14 protein-coding genes are annotated in these 13,311 nt (G+C 50.6%); 10 read left to right on the top strand and 4 right to left on the bottom strand.

The features are described 5' to 3' along the window. The first annotated feature begins 7 nt into the window (after positions 1-7). The 10 genes from JUF10_RS09320 (at position 8) to JUF10_RS09275 (ending at position 9,679) form a co-directional block, all read left to right on the top strand. Positions 8-289, top strand: a complete 282-nt coding sequence (locus JUF10_RS09320) for a YggT family protein (protein WP_203641909.1) — start codon at positions 8-10, stop codon at positions 287-289. 72 nt (positions 290-361) lie between these two features. Next, positions 362-1,141 carry a YlmH family RNA-binding protein gene (locus JUF10_RS09315; RefSeq protein WP_203641908.1) on the top strand — a complete coding sequence of 260 codons (780 nt, stop codon included), beginning with the start codon at positions 362-364 and terminating at the stop codon, positions 1,139-1,141. 19 nt (positions 1,142-1,160) lie between these two features. Further along, positions 1,161-1,859 carry a DivIVA domain-containing protein gene (locus JUF10_RS09310; protein WP_203641907.1) on the top strand — a complete coding sequence of 233 codons (699 nt, stop codon included), beginning with the start codon at positions 1,161-1,163 and terminating at the stop codon, positions 1,857-1,859. 864 nt (positions 1,860-2,723) lie between these two features. Next, on the top strand, positions 2,724-5,537 hold the full coding sequence (ileS, locus tag JUF10_RS09305; protein ID WP_203641906.1) for an isoleucine--tRNA ligase: 2,814 nt from the start codon (positions 2,724-2,726) through the stop codon (positions 5,535-5,537). Between the two features lie 734 nt (positions 5,538-6,271). Then, on the top strand, positions 6,272-6,496 hold the full coding sequence (locus JUF10_RS09300; protein WP_048735815.1) for a cold-shock protein: 225 nt from the start codon (positions 6,272-6,274) through the stop codon (positions 6,494-6,496). Between the two features lies 1 nt (position 6,497). Then, positions 6,498-7,040, top strand: a complete 543-nt coding sequence (locus tag JUF10_RS09295) for an NUDIX hydrolase (protein WP_143463694.1) — start codon at positions 6,498-6,500, stop codon at positions 7,038-7,040. Positions 7,041-7,048: 8 nt separating this feature from the next. Next, positions 7,049-7,333 (top strand): hypothetical protein, encoded by a 285-nt coding sequence (locus JUF10_RS09290; protein WP_203641905.1) that lies wholly within the window; start codon positions 7,049-7,051, stop codon positions 7,331-7,333. Positions 7,334-7,419: 86 nt separating this feature from the next. Next, positions 7,420-8,112: a 5'-methylthioadenosine/adenosylhomocysteine nucleosidase gene (locus JUF10_RS09285; protein ID WP_203641904.1), complete on the top strand. Its 693-nt coding sequence runs from the start codon at positions 7,420-7,422 to the stop codon at positions 8,110-8,112. 27 nt (positions 8,113-8,139) lie between these two features. Next, on the top strand, positions 8,140-9,336 hold the full coding sequence (locus tag JUF10_RS09280; RefSeq protein WP_203641903.1) for a cysteine desulfurase family protein: 1,197 nt from the start codon (positions 8,140-8,142) through the stop codon (positions 9,334-9,336). 1 nt (position 9,337) lies between these two features. Next, positions 9,338-9,679 carry a DUF1831 domain-containing protein gene (locus JUF10_RS09275; protein WP_203641902.1) on the top strand — a complete coding sequence of 114 codons (342 nt, stop codon included), beginning with the start codon at positions 9,338-9,340 and terminating at the stop codon, positions 9,677-9,679. A 434-nt stretch (positions 9,680-10,113) separates the two neighbouring features. On the opposite strand, the gene JUF10_RS09270 is transcribed toward JUF10_RS09275, so the two are convergent. The 4 genes from JUF10_RS09270 to JUF10_RS09255 are packed head-to-tail and all read right to left on the bottom strand — an operon-like array spanning position 10,114 to position 13,110. Next, positions 10,114-10,590 carry an NUDIX domain-containing protein gene (locus tag JUF10_RS09270; RefSeq protein ID WP_203641901.1) on the bottom strand — a complete coding sequence of 159 codons (477 nt, stop codon included), beginning with the start codon at positions 10,588-10,590 and terminating at the stop codon, positions 10,114-10,116. 11 nt (positions 10,591-10,601) lie between these two features. Continuing rightward, complete coding sequence (locus JUF10_RS09265; protein ID WP_203641900.1) at positions 10,602-11,369, bottom strand: ABC transporter permease; 768 nt, start codon at positions 11,367-11,369, stop codon at positions 10,602-10,604. Further along, entirely contained in the window at positions 11,369-12,145 is a 777-nt protein-coding gene (locus JUF10_RS09260; protein ID WP_203641899.1) for an ABC-2 family transporter protein, read from the bottom strand. Before JUF10_RS09260 ends, JUF10_RS09265 begins: the two co-directional genes overlap by 1 nt. Next, on the bottom strand, positions 12,142-13,110 hold the full coding sequence (locus tag JUF10_RS09255) for an ABC transporter ATP-binding protein (protein WP_203641898.1): 969 nt from the start codon (positions 13,108-13,110) through the stop codon (positions 12,142-12,144). The genes JUF10_RS09260 and JUF10_RS09255 overlap by 4 nt, the downstream gene beginning before the upstream one ends. Positions 13,111-13,311 lie beyond the last annotated feature (201 nt).

Below are 13,311 nucleotides of genomic sequence, written 5' to 3'. Positions count from 1 at the left end.
CGACGCCGTGATATATTTTGTTAGTTTGATTTTTAGAGCCTTAAACTGGCTGGTAAGTGCTTACATCCTGTTAATTGTGGTGTACGCCTTACTGAGTTGGTTGCCGGGCGGCTATGAATCTAAGTTCGGTCGCATCGTTGGCCGCTTGGTGGAGCCGTTTCTAGGCTACTTCAATTTTATTTCATTAGGACCGATCGGTTTTGGGCCGGTCGTTGCCATCGTGGTCTTGTCATTGGTGCAGTATGGGATTCAGTATCTGGGAATGCTAATTCTGCAGCTTATGATATGACGATGATCGCCGATTCATGTCGATTTAAAAATAGATGGGGAACCATCAGCAACTTGAGGGGAGGAAAGACTCGTGGATGAGAACATTACCCAGCATTTTCGCCCGGATGAGGCGCCGTTTATTGATGCCATTACTGGCTGGCTCCAACAGGTTCAAGATGAGTACCGGCCAGTTCTCACTCACTTCTTGAATCCTCGTCAGGTATACATCGCAACAACCTTAGCGCGGCATGCAGATATTCCCGTCCGCTTTAGCGGCGGGCATGAGCATGCGGAAATGCAGCGGGCGTTATTCTATCCGGAGTACTATACGCCGGAAGCCAAGGATTTTGAACTAACCCTAATGCGGGTCGATTATCCGGTGAAGTTTGCGACGCTTCATCACAGTCAAATTCTGGGAACCCTATTAGGCGCTGGCATCGAACGGGAAATTTTAGGCGATATTTTGACCGATGGTGAGGTTTGGCAGGTGGTGACGGAAACGTCGATGGTCGATTATTTGACCAGCCAAGTTGACCGCATCGGCCGAGTTAAGGCCCGTTTGAAATTGGACGACTGGACGCAGTTGGTCCGGCCGTTGAACGAGTGGGAGAGCGAGAGTGCGACCCTGTCGTCACTACGGTTGGATAACATTGTGGGGACCGGGTTTCATTTATCCCGCCACCGGGCAAAAGAGTTGATCGAAGGCGGTCATGTGCGGTTGAACTGGGCAGATACCCTCAAGCCAGACTATGAGCTGGATGTGGCGGATATTGTGTCCGTTCGGGGCTTTGGCCGAATTCGATTGGACGAAGTTGCTGGTCGAACGAAGAAGGAAAAGATTCGGGTCACCCTAGCGGTGTTGAAGAAATAGATGCGGAGGGAACAGTGTAATGGTATTAAGTCCATTAGATATTCATAATAAAGAGTTTGGCACGAAAATGCGTGGTTACAACGTTGATGAGGTCAATGACTTTTTAGACCAAGTCATCAAGGATTACCAGATTACGTTGAACCACAACAAGGAATTAGAAGAACAGTTAGATGCAGCCAACGAAAAGTTGAAGTACTTTAACGACTTGAAGGATTCCTTGAACCAATCCATTTTAGTTGCGCAAGAGGCTGCCGATAAGGTTAAGGCCAATTCGCAAAAGGAATCGGAAATTATTATTCGCGAAGCCCAAAAGCAAAGCTCTGATATCGTTTCTGAAGCAACGAACAAAGGGAATCAAATCATGGATGAAGCTTCCAAGCGAGCTAAGAAGCTGGCAGTGGAAACCGATGATTTGAAGAAGAGTACCCGGGTCTTCCGGCAACGACTACAGGTTATGCTTGAGAGTCAGCTTGAAGTGGTCAAATCCAACGACTGGGATAGCCTGTTGAAGGAAGGGTCCATGTCGAGCTACGAAGAAATCAAGAAGGTCGTCGGTGACCGGCTTGACAACGACGCTGCACAAGGCGTAAACTCGGAAACATCATCTGAGGAAGATGACCAGGTCACGGAAGCTCCTGTGACTGATTCGGCGCCAGACGATGGCGAAACGGTCGTTATCTTCCCAGACAATGATGATCCCCATTTTGACCAAAACTAATAAATAACAGTGGCACAGAGAAACTAGCCAATTAAAAAGAAGGAACTAGCGAGTTAGCGATGGTGGAAGGCTAACACCCACTCTTTTTAGGCGGTATCATTCTCCCGAGCCCCACGGCTGAAGCGAGTAAGCGGTGGCGGTGCACCCCGATACGGTGCTTGAGGGTAAGAGCTGGGTAACCAGTGCTTACTAAAATTGGGTGGTACCACGAACGACTTCGTCCCTTGCGACGGGTCGTTTTTTATATGTTTTTAAAAATGGTGTATTATTTGCCGCACTGCGGCGGCCAGGGATTCCGCCTGCCATGGGGAACGCCTCCAGCCTTCAAAGCGGGCTTCCGGCTCGCTTTGAAGCCACGAAGATCACGTGTCTCCAAAGTCGTCCCACGATGTAAGCCGAGAAAGAACCTCGACTAACATCGTCGACACGGCTGGCTACATCCCTGGCCGCCTCCGGCTCAGATGGATCATTTCCAAAACAAGCATTAAACGCGGAGAAAAAATGGCTGTCCGACTGGATTGATAGCAGTTCAACTGTGAATCAAGAGGGCTGTTATATGTTCAGCTACTATGTAAGCCGAGAGGTCGTCAGATATGGGCTCAGGCGCGTCGTTCTGCTTAATCGGCGTTCTTGGCCGACTTAGCAGAAGACCAACCTTGAAGACTCGGCATTTTCGAGGCTTCAAGTTGTGTCCGCACCGTTCCAGCTCATATCTGCCGGCCGGTAAGGCGAATGCAATGCTCTACCTTTCAGTTTAATATACGTCTCACAACGGTTGCGGTTGACCGGTGAGCTGAGACCAGTGATGGTTTGAGCTCACCGGTTCACCAACCGAGTTACAACAATTTAAGGAGGAAACACGGTATGCGAGTGAAAGACACGCTTAACCTGGGTAAGACCAAGTTTAAAATGCGCGGGAATTTACCAGTCAAAGAAGTTGACCGGCAAAAGGCCTGGGCTGAAAACAAAGTCTACGAAGCCCGACAAAAATTAAACGAAGGAAAGCCTAGCTTTATTCTTCATGATGGGCCTCCATACGCCAACGGTCCTATCCACATGGGCCACGCAATGAACAAAATCTCTAAGGACATCATTGTGCGTTACAAGTCGATGAGTGGGTTCCGTGCCCCTTACGTTCCCGGCTGGGATACTCATGGTCTCCCAATCGAACAACAGTTGACGAAGGCCGGTTACGACCGGAAGAAGATGTCGACCGCTGAATTCCGTGACCTCTGTCGCGACTACGCGTTGAAGCAAGTTGACTTACAACGCGATGGGTTCAAGCGCCTGGGTGTCGCTGGCGATTGGGACAATCCTTACCTGACGTTGAAGCCAGAATTTGAGGCTGCTGAAGTCCGGGTCTTTGGTGAATTTGCTAAGCGTGGGTTGATCTACAAGGGGAAGAAGCCCGTTTACTGGTCATGGTCATCCGAATCAGCTATGGCGGAAGCCGAAGTTGAATATCACGATGTGACCTCACCATCTGCTTTCTACGGCGAAAAAGTCGTTGATGGCAAGGGTGTCTTGGACGATGACACTTACTTAGTCGTCTGGACCACGACGCCTTGGACCATTCCTGGTTCTGAAGGGATTACCATCGATGCTGGTATCGAATACGCCGTCGTTCAACCCGCTGGGGAAGACCGGAAATTCGTTTTAGCTAATGACTTAGTTGCAGAAAACGCCGAACGTTTCGGCTGGAAAGACGTTAAGGTCTTGAAGACCGTGATGGGTCAAGACATGGACAACATTATTGCCCAACACCCATTCATCGCCGACCGGAAGCTGGTTGTGATGTTAGGCGACTTCGTCACGACCGAAACTGGGACTGGTTTGGTCCACACGGCACCTGGTTTAGGGGAAGATGACTTTAACGTGGGTAAGTTATACAACCTGCCCGTCTTAGTTCCCGTTAACGACCAAGGGTACATGACCGCCGAAGCCGGCGAAGACTTTGAGGGTGTGTTCTATGAAGATGCCAACAAGATCGCCCTGGACAAGTTAAAGGCCAACAACGCTTTGCTCGACTACATGCCATATGAACACAGTTACCCATTTGACTGGCGGACCAAGAAGCCCGTTATCTTCCGGGCAACGCCACAATGGTTCGCTTCCGTAGACAAGATTCGTGATGAAATCTTGGACAGCCTAAAGGACGTTAAGTTCCAACCAGATTGGGGCAAGCGTCGTTTGGAAAACATGATCAAGGACCGTGGCGACTGGGTTATCTCCCGTCAACGGGTCTGGGGTGTGCCACTGCCAATCTTCTATGGTGAAGACGGAGAAGCCATCATCACGCCAGAAACGGTCAACCACGTGGCTGATCTCTTTGGTAAGTACGGCTCCAACATCTGGTTCAAGCGCGAAGCTAAGGACCTCTTACCAGAAGGCTTCACTAGCGAACACTCACCAAATGGCGAATTTACGAAGGAAAACGACATCATGGATGTTTGGTTTGACTCCGGTTCGTCTCACCAGGGTGTGCTGGCTGAACGCGACTACTTGGACTTCCCAGCAGACCTTTACCTGGAAGGTTCCGACCAATACCGTGGCTGGTTCAACTCTAGTTTGATCACCAGTGTCGCCGCTACTGGCAAGGCACCGTACAAGCAGGTCGTTTCACAAGGGTTCACGTTGGACAAAGATGGGCACAAGATGTCCAAGTCCATCGGGAACACGATTGCCCCTGATGAAATCATCCAGAAGATGGGTGCCGACATCGTGCGTCTCTGGGTAACCTCCGTGGATACTTCAGCCGACGTGCGGGTCTCAACGGAATCCTTCGTGAAGATCTCTGACAGCTACAAAAAGCTGCGGAACACGATGCGTTACCTGTTGGCCAACACGAGTGACTTTGACCCTGAAAAGGATGCTGTTTCCTTTGACCAGTTGACTGCCGTTGACCGGCACATGCTGTATCAATTAAACGAGTTCACTAAGAGTGTTGAAAGTCATTACGAAAACTTTGACTTCCTGAACATCTACAAGGAACTCATCAACTTTGTTGTCAGTGACTTGTCCGCGTTCTACCTCGACTTTGCCAAGGATGTTCTCTACATCGAGGCAGAGGACAGTGCGGCTCGCCGGTCAATGCAAACGGTCTTCTATCAGATTGCCGTGACGTTGACGAAGTTGATCACGCCGATCCTGCCACACACCGCCGAAGAAATCTGGGACTTCTTGAAGGAACCAGAAGACTTCGTTCAATTAGCAGAAATGCCAGTTGTGATGGACATGGATGACGCCGTGGAAGCCGAAGATGACGACCACAAGTCAACCTGGGATCACTTCATGACCTTGCGGAGCCACGTCTTGAAGGCGTTGGAAGAAGCACGGGACGAGAAGTTGATTGGGAAGGCCGCTGAAGCCCACCTCGACCTGTACGTTGATGCCGATACGGAAGCCATGCTGGCTAAGTTGGACGTTGATGTGCAACAGATCCTGTTGGTTTCCGGCTTAGACGTTGCTAAGTTGGACCAAGCACCAGCCGACGCGTTGACCTTCGACCACATGGCCGTTAAGGTCACGCCAGCTGCCGGTGAGGTCTGCGAACGTTGTCGTTTGACCAAGGAAGACGTTGGTAGCGACGCTGACTACCCACACTTCTGTGCCCGTTGTGCCGCCATTGTCCGGGCCAACTACCCAGAAACGGCCACTGAAGGCTTTGAAGAAAAGTAATTTTTGATTGAAATGAAAGCTCGTAGCCATTGCGGTTGCGGGCTTTTTAATATGATCTGGCTTGGTGGAGAGCTGGTCGCACTGCGGTTGCCAGAGATTCCACCTGCTCGGGTTGTGCTCCGATACAATTTTTGACATTTCACAGTTGCCCAACTAACTAAGCCATTTAACGAGTAATTGAAGTGAAATTGGGTAGAATTAAGGACAACTCAATGGGGTTGACTTGTTTAGCGATTATTAAGTGTCGGTAACCTTGATAAAATTTCTCGTTGGTTAGGCAAGGTATGGGCATGTTGTGCAGCAAATTATTAGCAGATGACCAGGTTAGGCCAGTAGAAAGGTAAACATCAGGTTAGAAAGTTTAAGTGCTCCAAGGGTTAAACGACTATTACATCGAAAATCAATCAGAGCCGGAGGAGGCCAGGGATGTAGCCAGCCGTGAGAATATTGTTAGCTGGCCGTTGGCTAGCTAACAATATGGGCGACTTTGGAGACGCGTGGTCTTCGTGGCTTCAAATCGAGCGAGAAGACTGGTGTTCTTCCAGTCTGAAGCGTCCCCACAGCAGGCGGAATCCCTGGCAGCCGGAGTGCGGCCATTTTTAATCAATATAATCTTTTGACCTTAAGACAGTTGAGAGCTTAAGAATTAGCCAAGCTGAGCGGTTGAGGGAACCATTGTTTGCGGTCGACCGTTCAAGCGAGTATAATTTGGGCTATGTATGGGAGGGAATACCATGTTAACCGGAAAAGTAAAAAGTTATAGTGAACAACGCGGCTTTGGGTTTATTACCACGCCCGCTGATGGTGATATCTTTGTGTACTACACGGCCATCGTTGGTGAAGGATTCAAGAAGCTCGAAGTCGGTCAGACCGTCCAATTCGTGGTTGTTCAAGGGATGCGTGGCCTCCAAGCGGCTAAAGTGACGCCCGTGATCACGGGGACGACTGAGGAGGTTTAACATGGACTTAGAAGAACACGTTGAATCGTCCGAAACGCTGTACGATGGGGTCATTGTCAAGCTGGAACGGCAACAAGTCCGCCTGCCAAACGGGGATACGGCGACACGAGAAATTGTGCGCCACACCGGGGCAGTTGGTATTTTAGCCTTGACCAGCGATAATAAAATGTTTTTGGAACGGCAGTGGCGCGCACCAATTCATGCGGCTACTTTGGAAATTCCAGCTGGTAAGTTAGACAGTCGGGATGCCGACAATGCCGAGCACGCCGTTATCCGGGAGTTGAACGAAGAGATTCGTTATCAACCGGGTCAGTTAAAGCGAATCACTGGTTTTTATTCCAGTGTTGGGTTTTCTGACGAATACATGACACTCTTTTTAGCGACTGATTTAAAGCCGGTAACGACTGAATTACCGCGAGACCAGGGTGAAAACCTCGAACTCTTAACGGTAACGAAGGACGAAGCCAAGGCCATGATTGAAAATGGTGAGATTGAAGACGCCAAAACGGTTACGGCCATCTATTACTGGTTATTACAGAAGTAGGTGACAGCATGCAACAGGATGATCAACCGAAAACGAGAGCAGATTACCGTAAGGAGCAGGAACGCGCTGAAAAGGAATTTCAGGAGCGTGACCGCAAACGGGTGCAGGTCGAAAAGGAATACGCCCGCACTCACGGTGATCCGCTTCCGGATGATGAAGTAGAATCGAATCAACGGGTTAATCCCACGGGTGACAAGCAGCACCGATTGGGTCGGCGACTCAACTGGGCGATTGGCTGGTTGGTCGTGTTGATTATCGCGGTCTATTTGATTCTATTCTTTGTTGAGTTTTAAGTAGCGGCTAGGCGTGGAATTCACGTTTTAGCTGTTTTCTTGATTAATTAAGTAAATAAACATAAAAAAGGAGTTGGCGACACAACATGACATTTGGAATCCTCTGCGCCATGGAAGAAGAAATTAAGGAATTACACGATGCCCTCGAGAACGGGACAACGACCGTCATTCATGGATTGGAATTTTATCAAGGGACCATTCACGGCCAATCCGTCGTTCTGGTCCAATCCGGAATTGGGAAAGTGGAAGCTGGTTTGACGACCGCTTTATTGATTACCCAATTTAATGTTGACGTGATGATCAACTCTGGGTCGGCCGGAGCCTTGGCGCCTGACTTAAACATTGGTGACGTGGTCGTTTCCACCGAAACGGCTTATCACGATGCCGATGCGCGGGCCTTTGGCTACGAATACGGTCAATTACCACAACAGCCAGCTCGATTCACTGCTTCCAAAGAATGGGGCGAAAAGATTGTGGCCGCCGCTGCTGAAACCGGCTTGAAGACCAAGCTTGGTTTGATTGTGACCGGGGATCAGTTTCTGAACAGCCCAGAGACCATCAAGGCCATCATGGGCCACTTCCCAGATGCCTTATCTGGTGAAATGGAAGGGGCCGCAGTCGGTCAAGTTGCCCACCAATTCGACGTCCCTTACGTTGTGGTTCGGGCGATGTCCGACAACGCCGATAATGATTCCGGTGTTAACTTTGATGACTTTATTATTGATGCAGGCCATCGTTCTGCACAAATGTTATTAGCCTTGTTAGCCGCACAGAACTAGCAAAGCTTTTCAGGAGGTTTTTTGAGGATGCAAGAGATTCATATTGATAATAGTAATGCTGTCCGGGAAATCTACCTGGACAACGCCGCAACGACCCCCATGGCACCCGAGGTCCTAAACGAAATGGTCGACAAGATGGCCAACGTTTACGGCAACGCGTCAACACTGTATGGCTTGGGACGTCAAGCCCATACGGTCATGGAAAATAGTCGCCAGGTGATTGCCAAGAGCGTCAACGCTGCGCACGATGAAGAGATCATCTTCACCAGTGGTGGGAGTGAAAGTGATAACACGGCTATTACCCAGACGGCGCTGGCTCGGCAGTCACTGGGTAAGCACATCATTACCACGGAGATTGAGCATGAAGCCGTGTTAAAGCCACTGCACGCCTTAGAGGAGCAGGGCTTTGACGTGACCTATTTGCCTGTCGACGAGTATGGCCGGATCAGTCTCGATGACTTTAAGGCTGCGCTACGTGACGACACCATCCTGGTGACCATCATGATGGGAAACAACGAGGTTGGTAGCCGGATGCCGATTCATGAGATTGGTGAAATTCTAAAGGACCACCAAGCTTGGTTCCATACCGATGCGGTTCAGGCCTACGGGTCACTCGATATTGACGTGCAACGCGACCACATTGACATGTTGTCGACGTCTGCCCACAAGATCAACGGCCCCAAGATGATCGGCTTCTTGTACAAACGGGAGGGTGTCAACTTTCCTAGTTTGATCAAGGGTGGCGACCAAGAAGAAAAGCGCCGGGCCGGAACGGAAAATGTTCCCGCAATTGCCGGGATGGCGGTGGCCGCTAAGCTACTGACGCCGGAGGTCAAGGCCGAAAAGCGGGCCCGGTTCCATGGCTTCAAGGAACAAGTCGTTAAAGGCTTAACCGACAACGGTATTGACTTTGAGATTAACGGGTCCCTTGAGGGGGAAAACCTGGAGCACGTCTTGAACATCTGGATCAAGGGAATCTCAACTTATGTCATGCAGACCAACCTGGATTTGGCGGGAATCGCCGTTTCCGGGGGTTCAGCCTGCACGGCCGGGTCGATTGAACCATCCCATGTGTTGACCGCGATGTTTGGTGCCGATAGTCCGCGAATTGCGGAATCCATCCGGTTATCATTTGGTCAACAGACGACTAGCGCTGACATTGACGCTTTCGTGAAGAACGTCAGTGCCATTGTTAAGCGACTTTCTCACAGTGAGGTGAAGTAACATGCTATTTGCTAAAGAAATGAAAATCGAGGGTGACACGGATACCTACGTGCTCCATCCAAATGTGAAGCCCTATGCGTTGAAGGACGTGGGCTTCCAAATCTCCCATGCCGGGAATTATACGTTGGAACGCTCCGTTGACCCAACGTCACCCTACAATAAGAATCAAATGTTGCGGGTGACCGTGGCCAAGGACCTAAGTGGGTTCAAGATGGCAACGACCAACGCTTCCGGTAACAGCCGCGTCAACATCTTCAAGGGGACGCACGCGGAAGGTAACGTGGAACAATACCACTTTATCTTACAAAACCTGATTGACCGCGAGATCTTGCAAAAGAAGTAGTGGTTGATTATCACTAAAAAACGTCGTTCTCCATGTGGGGACGGCGTTTTTTGATTGGCGTTAGGTTTGGCTAAATCTTGCCGCACTGCGGCTGCCAGAGATTCCGCCTGTTTGTGGTTGTGTTTTACCACGACAACAGTCAATAAAGGATCAATAACGATGGGTACAGTTATTATCCTTGTCGCCTAAGAAGGCTGTGTAAGCCGAGAGGTCGGCAGATATGGGCTCAGGCGCGTCGTTCTACTTAGTTGGCGATTCTTGCCGGCTTAGTAGAAAACCAAGCTTGTAGACTCGGTTCTTTCGAGGCTTCAAGTTGTGTTCGCACCGTTCCAGCCCATATCTGCCGGCCGGTAAGGCGAAAGAATCACCAGGTTGCCTAGTTTTAGTTCCACTGTTGTTGCTAGAACGGGCATGACTGGTATTTTAGAACTAGCTCACCAGCTAGACCCGAAGCCATCGTCCAGGTCTTGAACGTAGAGTGGCGACCGATTTGGCTGGAGAAACTGCTGGAGTTCTGCCGGTTGAAAATCAATCTTGGTGAGCTGTTCCGGTGTTTTCCAGAGTAAGCGGTCGCCATTGCAGGTAGCCGCTGGTAAGGTGGCTGTCGTTTCAACTTGGAAGAGGAGCACAACTTGTTGCCAGGTTTCACCTGGAATTGTGGCTTGGTGATCAGCTACTGCTAGCAAGCGAGTCGGGGTGACTACGACGCCAAGTTCTTCGCGAAATTCACGGGTGATGGCGGCCGCAGCCGATTCGTGGAGCTTGACGCGCCCGCCAATTAGAACAGCATCGGCCGTGGTCGAGGTGGTGACGAGAATGCGGCCAGTCGTGTCAAAGATGGTGCCGGCTGCACGGTAATTGAAGTTACCATTGGCAGTTTCTAGGGTGATGTCATTGGGTTCGTGTTCCATGGGGCGTCTCCTTAGTTGGCCGAGACATATTTGAGCAGACCTCGTTGCCATTCGATGTATGAAAGTATGAGTAACAGCCCAGTGACCAGCGTTGTCCACAACAGGAGCCACGTGGGGTGATTGTGGCCAAATTGGGCCGGAACGTTGGTGATGGCCAATGACGGGATGACCCAGAGAAAGAGTTGTTGAATCATCCGCGGGTAAATTTTAGCTGGTCTAGCCGAGGCCGTCATCAGATCTTCGGGGATGCCATTGAGTGCGGTCAGGCCGTCGACCCAAAAGGCCAGCGTCACCATGATCTGGTTGAGGGCGAAGACGAAAGCAACTCCCACGATGACCGCAATCAAGTAAAACAGCAAATTGAGCGGCGTTGGGTGTAGCCGTGCCAAGATGACGCCCTCGATGATCCCCGTCAGAATCAACGTGACCAGCGAGGGAAAGTCCACCCGGTAACAGGCGTGGAACCAATAGGAGTTTACCGGCCGTAGCAAGGAATAGTCCAAGTTGCCCGACAAAATTTGGTCGGCAAGGTCCTCGTGGGCAGCAACAAATAAAAATTGGTAGGCGTAGCTGATGAGGTTGGCCGTCGTGATGAGATTCAGGTAATCTAGGAAGTTCCAGCCGTAAATGGTGGGCGTAAACGAAAAGTAGACACCCCCGGTAATCAACTCGATAGCATAGAATAAGACGCCGAATAAGGCGGTTAAAATAGTCGTTACCCGGTAGGTCATGGTTTCCGCGAGACTCTGGGTGACCAACACGCGATAAATTTTGACCATTAGCTGCCCACCCCCTCATAGGAACGAATCCCGCGCTGCCAGGTCAATTTGATCAGAACGAGGGCAACGATGGTCCAGAGCATGGCCCAGCCCCCGGTAGTCGCAATTTGACCGAGGGAGAGTTTTCCTAACAGCAGTAAGGTCAGTTGATTTCCGGCCAAGGAAAAGGGATTGTAAATCAGCCAGGAAAAGGTTGCTGGCAGGACTTGGAGCGGAAAGGCCTGGCCTCCGAGCAGTAAGAAGAGGGCGCTCAATACGGGACGCAGGGGCCAGACCTGGACCAGCCAGAAGCTGCAAAGACTGATGGCGGTGATCATAAGAAAGAACATGCCGTACGTCACGGCCATGAGCAAGAGACTGCTGAGGCCATACAGTGGTCCCCGGTGAAAGACGGGGCTGATGATGCCAGTTGCGAGGCCATAAATGATGAGGTAGGGAATGGCCCGTCCGAGGTAATCCCAGAAACTCTGAACGAAATAATTGATGGGCCGCATGAGGACGATGGAAAGATTGCCACTACGCACCAGCCCACTAAATTTAAAGATGGGGTCCGCAGAGAAAATCAGCGCTAGGATATTGACGACAATCAGGTAGAGCACCATTTGTTGCGGTTGGATGCCAGCGATGTCGGAACGCCCGCTAAAATTATAGACAGCTAGCCACATGAAAATGGTGACTAAAACGTTAATAGTAGTGGTCAATAAGTGCAAAAGGAGGTTACCCCGGTAGGCCAACGTGGTCAGTAGGGCATTTTGACAGGTTACCCAGTATTTCATTGTGTTGGCGCCTCCTCCGAAAACAGCTGTGTGAGGATGGCGTCCAGGCTACCGTTGCGCCGAGTCACGCTTAAAATGTGGCGCGGGTCGATCGGCAACGTGGCCAGTGTGGTGGCGTTCACTTCGTAATGGATGGCATCTACCCGGCGAACGTGTGCGGGCAATGGGGCGAGTGGCCCGTCCGTCACGATTTCCAGCAGCGGCACGGTCGCGTAATGACTGATCAGACCGGTCGTGGTGCCATCGAAGATCTTTTTGCCATGGTTAATGACCGCTACACGTTGTGCCAAGGCCTCGATATCCTTGGTGTTGTGGCTGGTCAGGATGATCGTCATCTGGGTATCGTGGTTCAGCTGTTTCAGAAACCGATAGATGTTGGCCTGACTGCTGACGTCGATGCCAATCGTGGGTTCGTCCAGGAAGAGGATCTCCGGTCGATGGATCAGTGCACAGATCAACTCAAACTTAATGCGCTGGCCCAGTGACAATTTACGAACCGGCACATGCAGTTGTGGTGTGACCGCCAGTTCCTTGGTGAGAAAGGCCAGCCAGGTGGTAAATTGGTCGTGGGGAATGTGGTAAATTTCCCGTAACAAGACTAGTGTGTCCAGTGGTGGCAGGTCCCAGGCCAACTGACTCTTTTGACTGAGCATCACGCCGATGCGTTGGAGAAAGGCGGGGCGCTTGCGAAAGGGAACTTGGTCGGTAAAAAGGTGCACGTTACCCGTGTTAACTGGAAGAATGCCGGTCATGAGTTTGATCAGGGTCGTTTTGCCCGCCCCATTGGCGCCTAGGAGGCCGAGAACTTCGCCCCGGTTCACTTGTAAGGAGACGTTCTGAACGGCCGGAACGGTGCTTTTTTGGCGGTGAAACAGGTCGTGCCAAGCGCCACTGAGGCCGGATTGTTTGGTAAAGGTCACGTAGCTAAAACTGGCATGATTGATGGAAATGATGGGTGCGGACATAGGTGTCGCTTCCTTACTTATTAAAATATTATGCAATTCTAATCATTTTTTAATTATAGTGCTGATGGAGTGAGGCGTCTACCTGAAAACGCTCAAAGTGAGTGGATTGGTGAAAGGAAACGCCAGGCTTGCAAAACAGTTGGAAAATGGGTAAACTAGGCAATACTGGATTTATGCGACCTTCAAATCGTAGATTCTCCA

Origin of the sequence: Levilactobacillus andaensis, from assembly GCF_016861695.1 — a bacterium.
Classification (GTDB): Bacteria; Bacillota; Bacilli; order Lactobacillales; family Lactobacillaceae; genus Levilactobacillus; species Levilactobacillus andaensis.
Note: the sequence above shows the minus strand (reverse complement) of the source record. Positions and strands in the feature narration are given on the sequence as shown.